Below are 19103 nucleotides of genomic sequence, written 5' to 3'. Positions count from 1 at the left end.
CCGTGCCGGGACGCCTGGTCGCGCGGTCCGCGTCGGGCGGCGCGGTCAGGCGGACGGCACCGGGCGCGGGCGCGAGGTGAGGGGCCGCGGGGCGGGGAGGGGGAGCACCTCGCGCCGGAAATACGCCACGAGGTCCTCGCCCTGCTCGTACAGCGCCGCCACGGTGGCCAGGCACGCCCCGACGGTGCCGGGCTCGGTGATGCGTCGCCCGCCGAGGTGCGCGCCGGTGGCGTCGTAGAGCACCTCGTACATCAGGTCGGACTCGAAGACGAGCAGCTCGGGCAGCGGCGCGGGACGCTCGAGGTCGCGGACGGCCGAGGCGGGCACCACGCGCACCCGCTCGCCGGCGTCGGCGCGCGCGGCGAGCACGTGCAGCTCCCACTGCATATAGGGGGAGAGCGGCGTCTCGACGACGCGGACCCGCCGGAACTCGGCGTAGCCGGCGTAGTCGGCGGCCAGGGTGCCGCGCGACTCATCGATGAGGCGCAGGGAACGTTCCCAATCGCCGGCGACCATGGCCTGCCAGCTCGGCTCGTAGGGCTCGTGGAAGTGCTGGGCGCGTTCGAGCTTCCACACCACGCCCTGGGCGCTCTCGTAGGCAGCCCTGAACTCGGGGCCGTACGCCTCTGGGGGCAGGACGACCGCGTCGACGTCGCGGGCCCGCTGGAGAACACGGCCATCGAGATGATTTTCCGTGACCGGGCCCATGAACCACTCCTCGTCGTCGGGTGCGGAGCCCGTGGCGGTTCCACGAGGCCGGCGGCGCCCTGATCGCGGGCAACGTGCGCCACCATGCCCGGACGTGCGCGAGCCGAAACCCGGGAATGACGACGGTCGGGAAGACAGGCCGATCATGAAACGGCTGACTGGAGGCGTCAAGGCCCAAATCGCGAAGCGGCCGCGCGCGGCCGGTCCGCGGAACGTTCCCGTGGAGGCGCGTCCCGTGGCGTCACGAGCCCGGCGAGCCGGTGACGCGCCCGGCTCGCCGGTGCGGCGGCCGGGGCGTCACCGGCTCGAAACGAGGGGCGTCGGCGGCTCGCAACGCCGGGGTGTCGCCGGCTCGCAACGCCGGGGTGTCGCCGGCTCATGACGCCGGGGCGGCCGGCACGGCGACGGCGGGGCGCGGCCGGCTCAGAGGCGGCGGCCGACGCGCGGCCGGCGGTGGTGGCGGCGGTGGGCCAGCCCCAGCACGGCCATGACGATCCAGATGAGGAACAGCACCTTCAGCACCCCCAAGATCGGCGCCACGGACCCGGAGACCACGGCGGCGATCAGGACGACCGCGAGGATCACGAGCGGTACCGGCGGCCCGCCGTGGCGCCGGCCCCGCCGGCCCATGTGCTCACGGCGGACGGCGGCCATGTGCTCGGCCCAGACCGCCGGGCCGGCCTGCGGCGGCGGCCAGCCGCCGCCCGGCCACCCCTGAGGCCCGTGGCCGTCGCCGGGCCGCAGGCCGGCCCGGCCCCCCCATGGGCCGGGCCATGGGCCGTGGTGGCCCTCCATCGCGGGAGCGCGGCCCTGCGCGGCGGAGCGGTGGGCGGCGGACCCGGGAAGGTCGGCCGTCACCTGCCGCAGTTCGCCCGCGGTGCGGGCGGCGAGGGCCGTGTCGAGCCGCTCGTCAAGCTCTTCGTGGGTGAGCCGGCCCTGCGCGAAGTGCTCGCGCAGGGCGGCCGCCACCTCGTCGCGCTCCGCGTCGCCGATGCGCAGATCGTCCCGCGATGTCATCGAGGCTCACTCCTCCGGGGTGTCGCCGTCGGCCAGGATCTGGTAGAGCTTGCGCCGGGTGTCGGCCAGGATGGCCTTCGCCTGGACGACCTGGGCGTCACTCCCAGTCTGCGCGATCTGGAAGAGCGCCGCGGCGGCCTGGCGGCTCAGATCGAACAGTTCGTAGACGCCTTCCTCGAGGTTCGGCGTCATCTCCTCCCATGGGGAGCGCACCTCGTCGGGGTGCTCGGCCACGTAGGCCAGGCCCGCCTCGGTGAGCTGGAAGGTCTTGCGGCCCTCGGTCTCCTCGGCCCGCACGAGCCCCTCGTCGGCGAGCTGCTGGAGCGCCGGGTACACCGCGCCGGGGCTGGGCTTCCAGCCGCCCTCGCTGCGCTCGGCGATCGCCTGGATGATCTGGTAGCCGTTGCGCGGCTCCTCGGCCAGCAGCGCCAGGATCGCGGCGCGGACGTCGCCGCGCTTGGCCTTGCGCCCGCCTCTGCCGAACGGCGGCCGGCCGCCGCCGAACCCGAACGGGAAGCCCGGCCGGAACGGCCCCGGGCCGAAGTCCCAGGGGCCCGGCCCTCTGCGGCCGCCCCGGGAGCCCCGGTGGCGGCGGTCCTGGCCCGGGCCGTCCTCGTCGTCGCCGTGCCGGCCGTGGTGGTGGTGATGGGCCTGCCGCAAGGCGGCGATGGCGCCCAGGGCGCCGAGCGTCGGGTGTCTCATGCCGTGCGGGAATCCCCAGGGCGCGTCGCCCATCGCGAATGCCGTCATCGCGCTCTCCTCTCGTGACGATCGACCGTCGACCGTTCTCGATGCTTCAAAGATATATCGCGAACGTTCTAAGAGCAACCCTTGAGAAGACGTGCGGAGAGGCCGCCGGACGGCCGTGGGGTGGGGCCGCGGGGGCGGCCGGCGGCCACCGTGGCGCGGAGGCCGCGAAATGAGTGACGCACATCACGCTCACCGGGGAACACATGCCGAGATGCGAGCGTTATCAGGAGTCGGACGGGTCGTTCCGCTCTGAGAGGGCTGGGGGGTGCTCTTGGAGCGGAACGGCCCCGTCCTTTTCTTTTTTTCAGGGCCGCTGATGTGCTGACCGCATGGCCGGACGCGAGGCGACACGCCGCATGCCGGGCAGGACACCTCCGCCGTTTGACGGGGGTTTTGCCGTAGGGTGCCGCATCGTGATCTACGCATGATGGGGCATACACACGCGCTGAGCGGAGCGGCGGCCTGGCTGCTGGTCGCTCCCGGCCTCGTCGCGCTGCCGGGCCTGACGGCGCTGTCCGGGCTCACCGGCGACCTGACGCCGATCGTGGCCAACGCGCTGTCCCCGGCCGAGGTGGTCGCCGGCGCCCTGGTGTGCGCGGGGGCGGCGATGCTGCCCGATCTCGACCATCCGCACGCGACGATCGCCCAGACGTTCGGACCGGCCACCTGGGTGCTGAGCAAGGCGGTCAACTGGGCCAGCGGCGGCCACCGGCACGCGACCCACTCGCTGGTGTTCGCGATCGCCGCCGGCCTCGGCGCGCACCTGCTCGCCGACCGCTTTCCCATCGGGCGCGACATCGTGGTGATCTTGATGATCGGCCTCGCGCTGAGGGCGGTGGGCATCGGCATTCCCGGCAAGACCATCACCTCGGCGATGGTCAACATCGGCCTCACCGCCATGGCGTTCATCCTGCTCCGCTCCGCCCACGTCGGATACCTGTGGCTGGGCTTCGCGATCACCTTCGGCTGCCTCGCGCACGTCGTCGGCGACTGCCTGACCGAGCGCGGATGCCCGGTGCTGTGGCCGCTGCGGCACCGGTGGCTGCTGCCGTGGAAGATCGGCATCAAGACCGGCAGGGCGTTCGAGATCAAGATCCTTGGCCCGGTGCTGTCGGTGATCGTGATCGGCCTGTTCGCCGCGCGGCTCATGCCGTCCCTCTAGGCCGCACGCGCCTCCTCCCGAGACGGCCGTCCGTCCTCGCGCCGTCCCCGATCCCGGCCGCGGCCCCATGTTACTTTGAAGTAACTTGATGTCGAGATATGTCAGGCGATATCTTGATGTCGAGAGATCCGTGCGAGCGGACGTGGCTGAGCCGACCCGACTGGCGGCGGCACTCCACCGGTGCGGCAGGATCTATGGGGCGAACCAGGCACAGTCTGCGACCCATCATCAGTGGCGATGAGCGTGAAATGAGGGAGGCGAGTCTCCGTGTCCGCGAACAGCTTCGGCAGCCGTGACACCCTCCGCGTCGGTGACGCGGCATACGAGATCTACCGGCTGGACGCCGTCGAGGGGTCGGCGCGCCTCCCGTACAGCTTGAAGATCCTTCTTGAGAACCTGCTGCGCACCGAGGACGGCGCCAACATCACGGCCGACCACATCCGCGCCCTCGGCGGCTGGGACCCGGCGGCGGCCCCCAGCGTGGAGATCCAGTTCACGCCCGCGCGCGTGATCATGCAGGACTTCACCGGCGTGCCCTGCGTCGTCGACCTCGCCACCATGCGCGAGGCCGTGCGCGACCTGGGCGGCGACCCCGCGAAGATCAACCCGCTGGCGCCGGCCGAGATGGTCATCGACCACTCGGTCATCGTCGACTTCTTCGGCGGCCCCGACTCCTTCCGGCGCAACGTCGAGCGCGAGTACGAGCGCAACCACGAGCGCTACCAGTTCCTGCGGTGGGGCCAGACGGCGTTCGACGAGTTCAAGGTCGTCCCGCCGGGCACCGGCATCGTGCACCAGGTGAACATCGAGCACCTCGCCCGGGTCGTGATGACGCGAAACGCCGAGACCGGCGGCGAGGCGGTGCTCGCCGCCTACCCCGACACCTGCGTCGGCACCGACTCCCACACCACCATGGAGAACGGCCTCGGCGTGCTCGGCTGGGGCGTCGGCGGCATCGAGGCCGAGGCCGCGATGCTCGGCCAGCCGATCTCCATGCTGATCCCCCGGGTGGTGGGCTTCAAGCTGACCGGCGAGCTGCCGGCCGGGGCGACCGCCACCGACCTGGTGCTGCGCATCACCGAGATGCTCCGGCAGCACGGCGTCGTCGGCAAGTTCGTGGAGTTCTACGGCGACGGCGTCGCCGCGGTGCCGCTGGCCAACCGCGCGACGATCGGCAACATGAGCCCCGAGTTCGGCTCCACCTGCGCGATCTTCCCGATCGACGGCGAGACGGTGAAGTACCTCAAGCTCACCGGCCGCCCCGCCGAGCAGGTCGCCCTGGTCGAGGCCTACGCCAAGGAGCAGGGGCTCTGGCACGACCCGTCCGCCGAGCCGGTCTTCTCCGAGTACATCGAGCTGGACCTGTCGACGGTCGTCCCCTCCATCGCCGGGCCCAAGCGCCCGCAGGACCGCATCGCGCTGACCTCGGCCAAGGAGACCTGGCGCCGTGACGTGCGCGTCTTCGTCCCCGACGACGAGGGCGCGGACGAGGAGGGCAAGGAGTCCTTCCCCGCCTCCGACGCGCCGGCCTCCAACGCCCAGGCCGACGGGCACGACAAGCGGCAGGACAGGCCGCACGCCGCGGCGCCGGCCGCCGAGACGCTCGACCGGCCGAACAGCCCCGTCCCGGTGAGCCTCGCCGACGGCGGCTCCTTCGAGCTCGACCACGGGGCCGTGGTGATCGCCGCCATCACCTCCTGCACCAACACCTCCAACCCCTACGTCATGATCGGCGCGGCGCTGCTCGCCAGGAACGCCGTGGACAAGGGCCTCACCCGCAAGCCGTGGGTGAAGACCTCCCTGGCGCCCGGCTCGCAGGTCGTCACCGGCTACTTCGAGCGCTCGGGCCTGACGCCCTACCTGGACAAGCTCGGGTTCAACCTGGTCGGCTACGGCTGCACCACGTGCATCGGCAACTCCGGCCCGCTTCCGGAGGAGATCTCGGCCGCCGTCCAGGACAACGACCTGGCCGTCACCGCGGTGCTGTCCGGCAACCGCAACTTCGAGGGCCGCATCAACCCCGACGTCAAGATGAACTACCTGGCCTCCCCGCCGCTGGTCGTCGCCTACGCCCTGGCCGGCACGATGGACATCGACCTGGACACCGAGCCGCTCGGCACCGGCACCGGCGGCGAGCCGGTGTTCCTCAAGGACATCTGGCCGTCCATGGAGGAGATCTCGGAGGTGGTCGGCTCCTCCATCGGCGAGGACATGTTCCGGCGCGACTACGCCGACGTGTTCAAGGGCGACGACACCTGGCGGTCGCTGCCGATCCCGACCGGCGACACCTTCGAGTGGGACCCGGCCTCGACCTACGTGCGCAAGGCGCCGTACTTCGACGGCATGCCGAGCAAGCCCGAGCCGGTGACCGACATCGCCGGGGCCCGCGTGCTCGCGCTGCTCGGCGACTCGGTGACCACCGACCACATCTCCCCGGCCGGTTCGATCAAGGCCGACTCGCCCGCGGGTCTGTACCTCAAGGCCAACGGCGTCCAGCTCAAGGACTTCAACTCCTACGGCTCCCGCCGTGGCAACCACGAGGTGATGATCAGGGGCACCTTCGCCAACATCCGCCTGCGCAACCAGATCGCGCCGGGCACCGAGGGCGGCTTCACCCGCGACTTCACCGAAGAGGGCGGCCCGGTCTCGGCCATCTACGACGCCTCGGTGAACTACCAGGCGGCCGGCATCCCGCTGGTCGTGCTGGCCGGCAAGGAGTACGGCTCGGGCTCCTCGCGCGACTGGGCGGCCAAGGGCACGGCGCTGCTCGGCGTCCGCGCAGTGATCGCCGAGTCCTACGAGCGCATCCACCGCTCGAACCTGATCGGCATGGGCGTGCTGCCGCTGCAGTTCCCCGAGGGCGAGAGCGCCGCCTCGCGCGGTCTCACGGGCGAGGAGACCTTCGACATCACCGGTGTCGAGCAGCTCAACGCGGGCTCCACGCCGGCCACCGTCACGGTCAAGGCGGGGGACAAGGAGTTCCAGGCCGTCGTGCGCATCGACACGCCCGGCGAGGCGGAGTACTACCGCCACGGCGGCATCATGCAGTACGTCCTGCGCTCGCTGCTCGCCAAGAGCTGAGCTCCGCCGCCCGGCCCACGGGCCGGGCGGCGCACGGGCCTCCCCGCCGCCCGGAGACTCGATTCCGGTCCGCCGATAACCCGTTGCGCCAGGTGGGCGGCCCCCGTCTACTGTGCGACGCATGGGCGTTGAGGTGTTCTATGTACTGATCGGCGGGCTGGCGGTGTTCGTCGGCGCCGTCGTGCAAGGAGGGGTCGGTTTCGGGCTCGGGCTGGTGGCGGCGCCGATCATCGCGGTGCTCGACCCGACCGTGATGCCGGGGGCCGTCCAGATCGTCAACCTCACGCTGCCGCTGTTCACCCTGGCCGCCGAATGGCGCACGATCGACTGGAGAGGGCTGGCGTACGCGCTCCTCGGCCGGCTGCCCGGCAGCGCCGTCGGCGCGTTCGTCGTCGTGTACGTCAGCACCCAGGCGCTGGGCGTCCTCGTCGGCGTCATGGTGCTGGTCGCGGTGGCGGTCACCGCCTCGTCGGTGGCGATCCCGCGCAACGGGGCCACGCTGGCCGGCGCGGGGTTCGTGTCCGGCGTCACCGGCACGGCGACCGGCATCGGCGGCCCGCCCATGGGCATCGTCTACCAGCACGCCAAGGGGCCGCAGATCCGCGCGACGCTCGCCCTGTACTTCGTCCTGTCCGCCGGGCAGAGCCTCGGGCTGCTCGCCGTCGTCGGCAAGCTGCCCGCCCGATCGGCGCTGGCCGGAGCGGTGCTGATCCCGTTCATGATCGCCGGCTTCGCGGCGTCCGGCCCCCTGCGGCGGTTCCTGGACGGCGGGCGGGTCAGGGCCGGAATCCTCGCGGTAGCGACCATGTCAGCCCTTGTCTTGATAGGGCAGAGCCTGGCCAGTTAAGGGCACGTTTCCCGATTGTTACCGGCGACAACAAACTTAGGCCGCCTCAGGTCTGGCATCCGGACGTGGGACGGAATACGTTGCCGCAAACAACATTCAAACAACGGCCAAACCCGAGACCCGGTCACGGCCGTGATCTCCCCGGCCAGAGCTCGGCCGGGCACCTCCCAAACAGACCCCCTGTGCCACGCCGTCAGTGGCCATCTCTGTAGAAAGGACCCGGTGCACCCATGCGCAAAGGGATCCTCGGCCTGACCGCCGCCGCGGCGGCACTGTCTCTCGGTCTCACCGCCTGCGGGGGCGACAGCGGTGGCACCGAGGCGGCCCCGAGCGGCGCCGCCTCGTCGTCCGAGGCCGCCAAGCCCGGCAAGATCGGTGTCATCCTCCCCGACAGCAAGTCCTCCCCCCGCTGGGAGACCGCGGACCACAAGTACCTCGAAGAGGCGTTCAAGACCGCCGGGGTGGCCTACGACATCCAGAACGCGCAGAACGACAAGACCGCGTTCCAGACCATCGCGGACCAGATGATCACCAACGGCGCCACGGTGCTGCTGATCGTCAACCTGGACAGCGGCACCGGCAAGGCCGTCATCGACAAGGCCAAGGCGCAGGGCGTCCCGGTCATCGACTACGACCGCCTGACGCTCGGCGGCGGCGCCTCGTACTACGTCAGCTTCGACAACGTCAAGGTCGGCCAGCTGCAGGGCGAAGGCCTGGTGAAGTGCCTGACCGACAAGAAGGTCGAGAAGCCCATCGTCGCCGAGCTGAACGGCTCGCCCACCGACAACAACGCGACGCAGTTCAAGGAGGGCTACGACGGCGTCCTCAAGCCCAAGTACGACGCGGGCGAGTACCAGAAGGGCCCCGACCAGTCCGTTCCCGACTGGGACCCGGTGAAGGCCGGCACGATCTTCGAGCAGATGCTGACCTCCGAGTCCAAGATCGGCGGCGTCCTCGCCGCCAACGACAACCTGGGCAACGCGGCCATCACCGTGCTCAAGAAGCAGAAGCTCAACGGCAAGGTCCCGGTCACCGGGCAGGACGCCGGCGTCCAGGGCCTGCAGAACATCCTCGTCGGTGACCAGTGCATGACGGTCTACAAGGCGGTCAAGAAGGAAGCGGACGCCGCGGCCGAGCTGGCCGTCGCCCTGGCCAAGGGCGAGAAGCCGACCGTCAGCGGCACGACCAAGGACACCCAGACCGGTCAGGACGTCCCCGCCGTCCTGCTGGACCCGCTGTCGGTCACCTTCGACAACGTCAAGGACGTCGTCGCCGACGGGTTCGTCACCAAGGAAGAGCTGTGCAAGGGCGAGTACGCCGACAAGTGCACCGAGGCCGGGATCCAGTAGGACCCAGGTCCGATACGGCTCGCGCTCCGGGGAGGCCTCCACAAGGGGCCTCCCCGCCGGGGTGCGCGTGGCGTACCGTCAATCTCTGAGGAGCAACGTGTCATCCCAACCCGTCCTGGAGATCCGCGGGCTCGACAAGAGCTTCGGTCCCGTGCAGGTCCTGCACGATGTCGCCTTCTCCGCCTACGCCGGTGAGGTCACCGCGCTGGTCGGCGACAACGGCGCGGGCAAGTCCACCATGGTCAAGTGCATCGGCGGCACCTACGCCAGCGACGCAGGGGAATTCCTGTTCGACGGCCGGCCGGTGCACGTCACCAGCCCCCGCGACGCCGCCGAGCTCGGCATCGAGATCGTCTACCAGGACCTCGCGCTCTGCGACAACCTCGACATCGTCCAGAACATGTTCCTCGGCCGTGAGAAGAAGAGCGGCCTGGTCCTGGACGAGGCGACGATGGAGGAGATGGCGGCCAAGACGCTCGACAGCCTCTCGGTCCGCACCGTCAAGTCGATCCGCCAGCTCGTGTCGAGCCTGTCCGGCGGCCAGCGGCAGACGGTGGCCATCGCCAAGGCCGTGCTGTGGAACAGCAAGGTCGTCATCCTGGACGAGCCCACCGCCGCGCTGGGCGTCGCCCAGACCGCCCAGGTGCTGGAGCTGGTGCGCCGCCTCGCCGACAACGGCCTGGCCGTGATCCTCATCTCGCACAACATGAACGACGTCTTCGCCGTCTCCGACCGCGTCGCTGCGCTCTACCTCGGGCGCATGGCCGCGCAGGTGAAGACGGCCGACGTCACCCACTCGCAGATCGTCGAACTGATCACCTCCGGGCGCAGCGGCGAGCTCGGCCTGCAGAACCTCAACGGAGTCACCGCATGAGCACGACGACGCTTCCCGGTCAGAAGACAGCCGCGCCGCCTCCGAGCATCGGCGGCAACTTCCGGGCCTACATCGGCCGGGTGCGGGGCGGCGACATGGGCGCGCTGCCCGCCATCCTCGGGCTGCTCGTGCTCTGCGCGGCCTTCGCGTGGCTGCGGCCGGTGTTCCTCTCGGCGATCAACTTCGCCAACCTGTTCACCCAGGGCGCCGCGATCAGCGTGATCGCCATGGGGCTGGTGTTCGTCCTTCTGCTCGGTGAGATCGACCTTTCCGCGGGGTACACCAGCGGCGTCTGCGCGGCGGTGCTCGCGGTCCTGCTGACGAGCCAGGGCCTGCCCTGGTACGTGGCGATCCCCGCCTCGATCGGCACCGGCGTGCTGATCGGCTTCCTGCTGGGCACGCTGGTCGCCAAAGTCGGCATACCGTCGTTCGTGGTGACCCTGGCGGCCTTCCTCGGTTTCCAGGGCCTGCTGCTGGTGCTCGTCAACGAGGGCAACAACATCGCCATCCGCGAGCCGATCATCATCGCGATCGAGAACAGGTACCTGCCGCCGGCCCTCGGCTGGATCCTGTACGCGGTGTGCGTGGTCGCGTACGCCGGCATCCAGCTCGTGCGGGCGCGCCGCCGCGCCGGCCGCGGCCTCGCCGCCGACCCGCTCGGCCTCATCGCCGTCCGGGTGGGCGCCCTGGTGGTCCTCGGCGGGCTCGCGGTCTACGCGCTCAACCTCGAGCGCAGCCGCAACGCGCTGCTCGTGTCGCTCAAGGGCGTGCCGATCGTCGTGCCCATCGTGCTCGCCCTGCTGATCTTCTGGACGTTCGTCCTGCGCCGCACCGCCTACGGGCGCCACATCTACGCGGTCGGCGGCAACGCCGAGGCGGCCCGCCGGGCGGGCATCAACGTGGACCGCATCAGGGTCAGCGCCTTCGTCATCTGCTCCGGCATGGCCTCGATCGGCGGCATCATCCTGGCGTCCCAGGCCAGCTCGGTCGACCCCAGCACGGGCGGCAGCGACGTGCTGCTGTTCGCGGTCGGCGCCGCCGTCATCGGCGGCACGAGCCTGTTCGGCGGCAAGGGCAGGGTGCTGGACGCCATCCTCGGCGGCGCCGTGGTCGCGGTGATCAACAACGGTATGGGCCTGATGGGCTACAGCGCCAGCGTGAAGTACATCGTGACAGGGCTGGTGCTGCTGCTGGCCGCGGGCGTGGACGCGCTGTCCCGTAAGCGGGCGGCAGCCTCTGGGCTGAGGTGATCCACGGTCCGGTGCCCCCTCACCTCCCACCCGGACCGGACGAGCAACAGGCGAAGGACCATCGATGATGCGCGCGGGCCCCTCACAGGAGGAGATCCGGCGCCACAACCTCGGCGTCCTGCTGCGCCACGTCCACCTGGACGGCCCGACCTCCCGTGCCGAGCTGACCACCAGGATGGGGCTCAACCGCAGCACCATCATGGCCCTCACCGCGGACCTGACGGCGGCGGGGCTGGTGCGGGAGGAGCTGCCGAGAGAGACCGGCAAGGCGGGACGCCCCTCGCTGGTGGTGCGTCCCGAGTCGGCGCGCGTGTACGTGCTCGCGTTCGACATCGGCGTCGACCGCCTGGTGGCCGCCAGGGTCGGGCTGGGCGGGGTGGTCCTCGACCGGCGCGAGGCCACCAGGGAGCGCGGCGTCTTCGTCATGGAGGACGAGGTGGAACGCCTGGCCGCGTTCACCGGCCAGATGCTGAAGAACACCGGTCCCGACGCCGTGTGCGTCGGCGCCGGCGCGGCCTTCGCCGGTGGCGTGCGCCGTTCCGATGGCTTCGTCCGCTTCAGCCCCAACCTGGGCGTGGCGGACATCCCCCTGGGCGAGGAGCTCGAACGCAGGCTCGGGCTCGGGGTGCCGGTCGCCGTCGGCAACGACGCCAACCTCGGCGCGCTCGCCGAGCAGGCGCGCGGGGTCGGCGTCGGATGCCGAGACCTCATCTACCTGCACGGGGACGTCGGCATCGGCGGCGGCATCATCACCGGAGGCCAGCTGCTCGGCGGGAACGGCGGCTACGGCGGCGAGGTCGGCCACATGGTGGTGAACGCGGGCGGGCGGCCCTGCGGCTGCGGGTCGCACGGCTGCCTGGAGGCCGAGGTGGGGGAGCGCGCGCTGCTGGAGGCGGCCGGCCGGTTCGGCCCGCAGATCGGGCGCGACGCCGTGCGCGCCGTCGTCGACGTCGCCGACCGGGGGGACGTCGTCGCCCAGGAGGCGCTGGCGCGCGTGGGCGACTGGCTCGGCCTCGGCGTGGCCAACCTCGTGAACATCTTCAACCCCGAGATCGTCATCTTCGGCGGCATGTTGCGCGAGATCTACCTGGGCGCGGCGGCGCAGGTGCGCAGCCGCATCACCACCGACGTGCTGCGCGCCTGCCGTGAGAGCCTGCGCCTGCGCACGCCGCTGCTCGGCGAGGACACCACGCTGGTGGGCGCGGCGGAGCTGGCGTTCGCCCAGGTGCTCGCCGACCCGCTGGACGCCCTCGCCCGCGTCGGATCCTGACCTGCGCCACGCGAGTGGCACGGGGGCGCCGCGCTAGGCGGGGGTGGAGGCCACCATCGCGGCACCGGCGGCCCAGGTGTTGCAGGCGCCGGGGCCGGCGGCCTTGAAGCCGCGGCTCAGCCAGTTGGCGATGTTGCGTCCCTTGCCGTGGTCGCGCACCTTCGCGCGCTCGTCGCCGCTCTCGCGGGTGGCCTCCAGCAGGTAGTCCCAGTCGTCGGAGGTGCGGTCCAGAGAGTTCCAGATGCTGCCCACGAAGGCCCCGGCGAGGCACTCGGCCTGCAGTTCGAGCCTGCGGTACTGCTCGTAGTACTCCGGCTTGCCGCGGTAGGTCAGGCTGTTGAACGCCGCCTCGATGCCGGCCAGGTTCTGCACGTGGTGCCCGTACTCGTGGGCGATCACGTCCAGCAGGAACAGGTCCTCGGCCTGCTCGGTGAGGTGCTTGTCGAGCATGATGACGATCCGCCGCTGCGAGGGGCAGTACAGCCCCTGGGCGTTCTTCGGCCACTTGTGACCGCAGACGCGCCCCGGCCGGGTGATGAACTGCACACCGGGCTTGGAGAAGCGGATGCGCGCCTTGGCGAGCTGGGCCTTCCACGCCTCGCCGAGGCAGTCCAGCAGCGGCAGCACGTACCTCCTGGCGGAGCTCACGCTGCCCGGCGTCACGGGCTTCTCCGGGCAGTCCGCCGTGGGAAGCCTGCCGGAGGTGTAGAGGGGACTGCGGGTCAGGGCGGCGCGGTTGACCGGGTAGGAGGCCGCGGCCGCGGGGGCGCCGTGCGTCGAGGCCGCGAGACACAGAGCCGTCAGTAGTCCGGCCGACAGCGTGGTGGAGCGCTTTCGACTGATCACAGCAGAGGAGAGTAGCCGCTATGTGCGCGTAAGAGCCGACAAACGAGGCAGATCGCAGACCGGCCCGCCGGGGGACGCCCGCGTCCGGCGGCCCGCCGCGGTTCTAGGCGACCGCGGCGGCGGAGGCGGTCCAGGTGTTGCAGACGGAGGGCGAGGCGGCGCGGAACCCGCGGTCCAGCCAGGCGGCGATGTTGGCGCCCTTGCCGTGGTCGCGCACGTAGGAGTTCTCGTCGCCGGAGCGGCGGCCGGCGTCGAGCAGGTCCTTCCAGTCGCCGCGGCCGCGCTTCAGCGAGGGCCAGACGCCGCCGATGAAGACCCCGGCCAGGCACTCGGCCTGCAGCTCGTGCCGGCGGGTCTGCTCGACGGCCTCGGCCTTGCCGCGGCTGTCCAGCCCGTCGTAGGCGCGCGTGATGCCCGACAGGTTCTGCACGTGGTGGCCGAACTCGTGGGCGATCACGTCAAGCAGGAACAGGTCCTCGGGCGTGTCCACGACTCCCTGGTCCAGCAGCAGGGTGATCTGGTGGTCGCCGTTGCAGTAGAGCGCCTGCACGTCCTTGCGCCACTTTCCGCCGCACGCCCGCTGAGGCCTGGTGATGAACCTCACACGCGGCATGCTGAACGGTATCCGGGCTCTTTGGAGCTGGACCGACCACACGGCGCCCAGGCACCGCACCAGCGGCGCCAGGTAGGCGCGCACGGAGGCGACGTCGCCGGCCCGCACCGGCCGCTCGGGGCAGGAGGCCCACGGCAGGCGGCCGGTGGCGTACAGCGGGCTCCTGGTCAGGGCATCCGCGTTCGTGACCGGGTAGGCGGCCTGGGCGGCCTGGGCGGGCGCGCCGCCGAACAGCAGACTCGCGATCAGGGCGAAAAGGATGACCAGGGTGCACGTTCGCATGATCCCGCGAGGGTACGCGAGCTGCGCACTCGACGTAAAACCGATCTAATGTGGACAAGTTGTGGAGGTTTCACGAGCATGTCCCAAAGGGCGCCGCAGGGGTGGGACCCTGGGGCGAGCAGGAGGGGTGAGGCCCTCAGGTGAATAGACTCGATGCGCGTCGGTAAAAGGCGGAGGAGATGATTCCGTGAGCGAGCGGACCCAGCGAACCGAAGGTTCGGGCGCGGAGAAGGCCGACCTGTTGGAATCGGTGAAGGGTCCGGGTGATCTCAAGCGCCTGGAAGCCGGTGAGCTGGTCGTCCTGGCCGCGGAGATCCGCGACCTGCTGGTGTCCACCACCTCGCGTTTCGGCGGCCACCTCGGCCCGAACCTCGGGGTCGTCGAGCTGACCATCGCCCTGCACCGCGTCTTCGACTCCCCGCGCGACCGCATCCTGTGGGACACCGGCCACCAGGCCTACGTCCACAAGATGCTCACCGGCCGGTCGGCCGACTTCACCACCCTGCGCCAGGAGGGCGGCCTGTCCGGCTACCCGTGCCAGGCCGAGTCCGACCACGACGTCATCGAGAACTCCCACGCCTCGACCGCCCTGTCCTACGCCGACGGGCTCGCCAAGGCGTACAAGCTGCGCGGCGAGACCGACCGCACCGTCGTCGCGGTCATCGGCGACGGCGCCCTGACCGGCGGCATGGCCTGGGAGGCGCTCAACAACATCGCCGGCCACGCCAAGGACCCCGACCTGCCCCTGGTGATCGTGGTCAACGACAACGGCCGGTCCTACTCGCCCACCATCGGAGGCCTGGCCTCCCACCTGTCGTCCCTGCGCATGACGCAGAAGTACGAGGACCTCCTCGAGTCCGTCAAGCGCAACCTCAGCCGGGTGCCCATGGTCGGCCCCCCGCTGTACGAGACGCTGCACGGCGTCAAGAAGGGCGTCAAGGACATCCTCGCCCCGCAGGTGATGTTCGAGGACCTCGGCCTGAAGTACGTCGGCCCGATCGACGGTCACGACGAGCAGGCCGTCGAGGCCGCCCTGCGCAAGGCCCGCGACTTCCGCGGGCCGGTCATCGTGCACGTCCTCACCACCAAGGGCCACGGCTTCTCCCACGCCGAGAACCACGACGAGGACCGCTTCCACTCGCCCCAGCCGTTCGACCCGCTCACCGGCGAAGAGCAGCCCAAGCCGCACAGCTGGACCAACGTCTTCGGCCAGGAGCTCGTGCGCCTCGGCGCCGAGCGCCGCGACATCGTGGCCATCACCGCGGCCATGCTCCACCCCACGGGCCTGGCCGCCTTCGCCGACGCCTACCCCGACCGCATCTACGACGTCGGCATCGCCGAGCAGCACGCCCTCACCAGCGCCGCGGGCCTGGCACTCGGCGGGCTGCACCCCGTGGTCGCCATCTACGCCACCTTCCTCAACCGGGCCTTCGACCAGCTCCTCATGGACGTCGCCCTGCACCGCCTGCCGGTCACCGTCGTGCTCGACCGCGCCGGGGTCACCGGTGACGACGGGGCCAGCCACAACGGCATGTGGGACATGTCCATCCTCCAGGTCGTCCCCGGGCTGTCGATCGCCGCGCCGCGCGACGGCGCCCGGCTGCGCGAGTTGCTCGCCGAGGCCGTCGAGGTCGACGACGGCCCGACCGTGGTGCGCTTCCCCAAGGGAGCCGTCGGCGCCGAGATCCCCGCCACCGGCCGGCTCGGCCGCATGGACGTCCTGCGCGCGGGCGGCGAGGACGCCGACGTGCTGCTGATCGCGGCCGGGCCGATGGCGCAGGTCGCCCTGGACGCCGCCGTGCTGCTGGACGCGCAGGGCATCTCGGCCACCGTGGTCGACCCGCGCTGGGTCAAGCCGCTGGACGAGGCCCTGGCCGACGCCGCCGCGGCCCACCGGCTCGTCGCCGTCGTGGAGGACAACGGCCGGGTCGGCGGGGTCGGGGACGCCGTCGCCCGCCTGCTAAGGGACGCCGGCGTCGACGTCCCGGTGCGCACGTTCGGCATCCCGCAGCGGTTCCTCGACCACGCCAAGCGGCCGAAGATCCTCGCCGAGGTCGGCCTCACCGGCCAGGACCTCGCCCGCGAGATCACCGGGGCGGTGGCCGGCCGTTCGGCCGTGCTCGAACGCGACCCCGCACACTGACCCCGAGCCCTGTGACCTCGGCGAGCCGTCCCCCCGGGCCTCATGACCCCGGCAGGGGGGACGCCGTGCCGCCCGGGAGGAATGTTCACCCCCGCCGGGGGTAGGCATGGTCTGCGCTTTCGTGGAAGGCGTCCTCTCGCGGTCAGTCACGATCAAGGGGCTCGCGTATGTCGATCTTCCGGACGAAGTCGGTGGAGCGGTCGATCGAGGACACCGAGGCGCCGGAGCACAGACTCCGCCGCAGTCTCAGCGCGCTCGACCTGACCGTCTTCGGGGTCGGCGTGATCGTCGGCACCGGCATCTTCGTCCTGACCGGCCAGGTCGCCCGCGACACCGCGGGCCCGGCCGTCGCGCTGTCGTTCGTGGTCGCGGGCGTCGTCTGCGCCCTCGCGGCCCTGTGCTACGCCGAGTTCGCCTCCACCGTGCCGGTGGCGGGGTCGGCGTACACCTTCTCCTACGCCACCATCGGCGAGTTCCCCGCGTGGATCGTCGGCTGGGACCTGATGCTGGAGCTCGCCCTCGGCGCCGCGGTCGTCGCCGTCGGCTGGTCGGGGTACTTCAGCGAGCTGATGGCGGCGCTCGGCGTGCACCTGCCGGCCACCTTCGCCGGGGAGCACGCGACGTTCAACGTGCCCGCCGTCGTCGTCGTGCTCGCGCTGACCGCCGTGCTGGTGGCCGGCATCAAGCTGTCCGCCCGGTTCAACCTGGTCATCGTCACGATCAAGGTGGCGGTGGTGCTGCTGGTCATCGTCGCCGGTCTGTTCTTCGTCAAGGGCGCCAACTACGTCCCCTTCGTGCCGGACGCGCAGCCGACGCCGGCCGTGGGCGGCCTCAAGGCGCCCCTGATCCAGGTGATCTTCGGCCTCACCCCGGTCGCCTACGGCGTGCTCGGCGTGTTCGTGGGCGCGGCCGTCGTCTTCTTCGCCTTCATCGGCTTCGACGTGGTGGCCACCGCCGCCGAGGAGACCCGCGAGCCGCAGCGCGACCTGCCGATCGGCATCATCGCCTCCCTGGCCCTGTGCACCCTGCTGTACGTCGCGGTCTCGCTCGTGGTCGTCGGGATGCAGCCCTACGACCGGCTCAGCCGCTCGGCCCCGCTCGCGGGCGCGTTCCGCGTCGTCGGCCAGAACTGGCTCGCGACCATCATCAGCATCGGAGCGCTCGCCGGGCTGACCACGGTCGTGATGATCCTCATGCTCGGCCAGAGCCGCATCTTCTTCGCCATGAGCCGCGACCGGCTGCTTCCCCGGGGCCTGGCCGCCGTGCACCCGAGATTCGGCACGCCCTACCGCATCACGATCATCATCGGCGTGGCCACCGCGTTGCTCGCCGGGTTCATCCCGCTGTCCGCGCTGGCCGAGCTGGTCAACATCGGCACGCTGTTCGCCTTCGTGCTGGTCTCGGCCGGGGTGATGATCCTGCGCAGGACCCGCCCCGACCTGCCGCGCGCGTTCCGTACACCGCTGGTGCCGCTGGTGCCTATCCTGTCCATCCTGGCCTGCCTCTACCTGATGCTGAACCTTCCGGTCGAGACCTGGCTGCGGTTCGTGATCTGGATGGCCGTCGGCGTCGTGCTGTACTTCGCCTACGGGCGGCGTCACAGCCGGGTCGAGCAGCCGTCGCCGGCGCGCTCCGAGTAGCCGGCCGCGGGCCGTTCGCCGGGCCGTACGGATGCGCGCAGGCCCGCGCGGCCGGGGGATGCGGCGCGGGCGCGACCGTGTGCGCGGTGCGGGCGTGACCGGGCACGCGCCGAGCGCCGCACAATTGGCCGCACAATTGAGGGAGGGGCGCGCAGGGGGATGAGGAGGGCGCCATGATCACACTTGAGGACGTCGCCAGGCACGCGGGCGTGTCGCTGGCGACGGCGTCGCGGGTGCTCAACGGGAGCAGCCGCCAAGTGGGCCTGGCCTTGCGCACCCGGGTGGAGTCCTCGGCCGCCAAGCTCGGCTACCGCGTGGACGCCGCCGCCCAGACCCTGGCGCGGGGCGCCAGCAACGTCGTGGGGGTGATCATCCAGGACCTGACCGACCCTTACTTCGCCGCCATCGCCGACGGCGCCATCCGCGCGGCCGACCTGCACGACATGGTGGTGACGCTGGGCACCACCTACCGCGATCCGGAACGCGAGATCGCCCTGGTCGCCACGCTGCACGCCCAGCGCGCCCGCGCGGTCCTGATCACCGGGTCCCGGGTCGCCGACGACTACATGATCGGCAAGTTGCGCGCCGAGCTCGACGTGTACCGCTCCTCCGGGGGCCGGGTCGCCATGATCGGGCAGGACCTCCTCGGCACCGACACCGTGGCCCCGCTCAACCGCGAGGGCGCGCGCGAGCTGGCCCTGGCCATCGCGGGCGAGGGGCACCGCCGGTTCGCCGTGCTCGCGGGGCCGCCCCACCTGTTCACCGCCGCCGACCGCACGTCCGGCTTCGTCGAAGGCCTGTCCGAGCTGGGCCTGCCCGCGCCGGTCATCGTGCACGGCGGGTTCGACCGCGACGGCGGCCTGGCCGCCGCCGACGAGCTGCTGGACATGCGCGCCGACGTCACCTGCGTGTTCGCCGTGAACGACGTCATGGCGATGGGGGCGCTGGCCGCCTTCCGCAGGCGGGGGGTCGCCGTGCCGCGCGATCTGTCGCTGGCGGGGTTCGACGACATCCCCTCGCTGCGCGACGTGGTCCCCGAGCTGACGACGGTGCGGCTGCCGCTGTCGCGCATGGGCACGCTGGCCCTCGACCTCGCCCTCTCCGGTGAGGCCGAGCGCCGCGTCGAGCAAATCGCCGGGCAGGTCGTGCTCCGCGAGAGCGTCGGCCGGCTGGGCGACGCGCCCGTGGACACCGGCGCCGTCGCACCGCCGAGCGTGGTCGCCTCCTGAAGGCCCCGTCGGCGCGCGGGCCGTCCCGGCACGGGCGGCGCC

At 71.4% G+C, this 19103-nt stretch carries 15 protein-coding genes; 10 read left to right on the top strand and 5 right to left on the bottom strand.

Annotated elements, in window-relative coordinates:
* Positions 1-45: 45 nt before the first annotated feature.
* From ACFO60_RS14005 to ACFO60_RS13995, 3 genes are all read right to left on the bottom strand, one after another.
* Positions 46-708: a DUF6879 family protein gene (locus ACFO60_RS14005; protein WP_380840571.1), complete on the bottom strand. Its 663-nt coding sequence runs from the start codon at positions 706-708 to the stop codon at positions 46-48.
* A 423-nt stretch (positions 709-1131) separates the two neighbouring features.
* Positions 1132-1725 (bottom strand): DUF1707 SHOCT-like domain-containing protein, encoded by a 594-nt coding sequence (locus ACFO60_RS14000; RefSeq protein WP_380840569.1) that lies wholly within the window; start codon positions 1723-1725, stop codon positions 1132-1134.
* Positions 1726-1731: 6 nt separating this feature from the next.
* Positions 1732-2475 (bottom strand): PadR family transcriptional regulator, encoded by a 744-nt coding sequence (locus ACFO60_RS13995; RefSeq protein WP_380840568.1) that lies wholly within the window; start codon positions 2473-2475, stop codon positions 1732-1734.
* A 424-nt stretch (positions 2476-2899) separates the two neighbouring features.
* Between ACFO60_RS13995 and ACFO60_RS13990 the strand changes: the two genes are divergently transcribed.
* The 7 genes from ACFO60_RS13990 (at position 2900) to ACFO60_RS13960 (ending at position 12308) form a co-directional block, all read left to right on the top strand.
* Positions 2900-3637 carry a metal-dependent hydrolase gene (locus ACFO60_RS13990; protein ID WP_380840567.1) on the top strand — a complete coding sequence of 246 codons (738 nt, stop codon included), beginning with the start codon at positions 2900-2902 and terminating at the stop codon, positions 3635-3637.
* 267 nt (positions 3638-3904) lie between these two features.
* The gene (locus ACFO60_RS13985; RefSeq protein ID WP_380840565.1) at positions 3905-6718 is read left to right on the top strand and encodes an aconitate hydratase; all 2814 of its coding nucleotides are present in this window, start codon (positions 3905-3907) and stop codon (positions 6716-6718) included.
* Positions 6719-6839: 121 nt separating this feature from the next.
* A complete protein-coding gene (locus ACFO60_RS13980) occupies positions 6840-7565 on the top strand; it encodes a TSUP family transporter (protein WP_380840563.1) in 726 nt (241 codons plus the stop codon).
* Positions 7566-7795: 230 nt separating this feature from the next.
* The gene (locus ACFO60_RS13975; RefSeq protein WP_380840562.1) at positions 7796-8914 is read left to right on the top strand and encodes a sugar ABC transporter substrate-binding protein; all 1119 of its coding nucleotides are present in this window, start codon (positions 7796-7798) and stop codon (positions 8912-8914) included.
* Positions 8915-9011: 97 nt separating this feature from the next.
* Positions 9012-9788 (top strand): ATP-binding cassette domain-containing protein, encoded by a 777-nt coding sequence (locus ACFO60_RS13970; RefSeq protein ID WP_380840560.1) that lies wholly within the window; start codon positions 9012-9014, stop codon positions 9786-9788.
* Positions 9785-11038: a sugar ABC transporter permease gene (locus ACFO60_RS13965; protein WP_380840559.1), complete on the top strand. Its 1254-nt coding sequence runs from the start codon at positions 9785-9787 to the stop codon at positions 11036-11038. The genes ACFO60_RS13970 and ACFO60_RS13965 overlap by 4 nt, the downstream gene beginning before the upstream one ends.
* A gap of 67 nt (positions 11039-11105) precedes the next feature.
* A complete protein-coding gene (locus ACFO60_RS13960) occupies positions 11106-12308 on the top strand; it encodes an ROK family transcriptional regulator (RefSeq protein WP_380840614.1) in 1203 nt (400 codons plus the stop codon).
* A gap of 33 nt (positions 12309-12341) precedes the next feature.
* Here ACFO60_RS13960 and ACFO60_RS13955 read toward each other — a convergent pair whose 3' ends face one another.
* Together ACFO60_RS13955 and ACFO60_RS13950 are read right to left on the bottom strand one after the other, a co-directional pair.
* Complete coding sequence (locus ACFO60_RS13955) at positions 12342-13154, bottom strand: neutral zinc metallopeptidase (RefSeq protein ID WP_380840558.1); 813 nt, start codon at positions 13152-13154, stop codon at positions 12342-12344.
* Positions 13155-13257: 103 nt separating this feature from the next.
* Positions 13258-14049 carry a neutral zinc metallopeptidase gene (locus ACFO60_RS13950; protein WP_380840557.1) on the bottom strand — a complete coding sequence of 264 codons (792 nt, stop codon included), beginning with the start codon at positions 14047-14049 and terminating at the stop codon, positions 13258-13260.
* 187 nt (positions 14050-14236) lie between these two features.
* Here ACFO60_RS13950 and dxs point away from each other — a divergent pair, with 187 nt between their 5' ends.
* The 3 genes from dxs (at position 14237) to ACFO60_RS13935 (ending at position 19061) form a co-directional block, all read left to right on the top strand.
* Entirely contained in the window at positions 14237-16192 is a 1956-nt protein-coding gene (gene dxs / locus ACFO60_RS13945; protein WP_380840555.1) for a 1-deoxy-D-xylulose-5-phosphate synthase, read from the top strand.
* A 167-nt stretch (positions 16193-16359) separates the two neighbouring features.
* Entirely contained in the window at positions 16360-17832 is a 1473-nt protein-coding gene (locus tag ACFO60_RS13940) for an amino acid permease (protein ID WP_380840554.1), read from the top strand.
* 173 nt (positions 17833-18005) lie between these two features.
* Complete coding sequence (locus tag ACFO60_RS13935) at positions 18006-19061, top strand: LacI family DNA-binding transcriptional regulator (protein WP_380840553.1); 1056 nt, start codon at positions 18006-18008, stop codon at positions 19059-19061.
* Positions 19062-19103: the final 42 nt, after the last annotated feature.

The organism is Sphaerisporangium dianthi (assembly GCF_042654065.1).
GTDB classification, from domain to species: domain Bacteria; phylum Actinomycetota; class Actinomycetes; order Streptosporangiales; family Streptosporangiaceae; genus Sphaerisporangium; species Sphaerisporangium dianthi.
This window is presented reverse-complemented; position numbering and strand designations above follow the sequence as displayed.

Bases quoted from the DNA above. Each gene is read 5' to 3' on its own strand.
- ACFO60_RS13975 (WP_380840562.1), top strand. From the start codon at position 7,796: ATGCGCAAAGGGATCCTCGGCCTGACCGCCGCCGCGGCGGCACTGTCT.
- ACFO60_RS13950 (WP_380840557.1), bottom strand. From the start codon at position 14,049: ATGCGAACGTGCACCCTGGTCATCCTTTTCGCCCTGATCGCGAGTCTG.
- ACFO60_RS13960 (WP_380840614.1), top strand. From the start codon at position 11,106: ATGCGCGCGGGCCCCTCACAGGAGGAGATCCGGCGCCACAACCTCGGC.
- ACFO60_RS13940 (WP_380840554.1), top strand. From the start codon at position 16,360: ATGTCGATCTTCCGGACGAAGTCGGTGGAGCGGTCGATCGAGGACACC.
- ACFO60_RS13990 (WP_380840567.1), top strand. From the start codon at position 2,900: ATGATGGGGCATACACACGCGCTGAGCGGAGCGGCGGCCTGGCTGCTG.
- ACFO60_RS13935 (WP_380840553.1), top strand. From the start codon at position 18,006: ATGATCACACTTGAGGACGTCGCCAGGCACGCGGGCGTGTCGCTGGCG.
- ACFO60_RS13980 (WP_380840563.1), top strand. From the start codon at position 6,840: ATGGGCGTTGAGGTGTTCTATGTACTGATCGGCGGGCTGGCGGTGTTC.
- ACFO60_RS14000 (WP_380840569.1), bottom strand. From the start codon at position 1,725: ATGACATCGCGGGACGATCTGCGCATCGGCGACGCGGAGCGCGACGAG.
- ACFO60_RS13965 (WP_380840559.1), top strand. From the start codon at position 9,785: ATGAGCACGACGACGCTTCCCGGTCAGAAGACAGCCGCGCCGCCTCCG.
- ACFO60_RS14005 (WP_380840571.1), bottom strand. From the start codon at position 708: ATGGGCCCGGTCACGGAAAATCATCTCGATGGCCGTGTTCTCCAGCGG.
- ACFO60_RS13995 (WP_380840568.1), bottom strand. From the start codon at position 2,475: ATGACGGCATTCGCGATGGGCGACGCGCCCTGGGGATTCCCGCACGGC.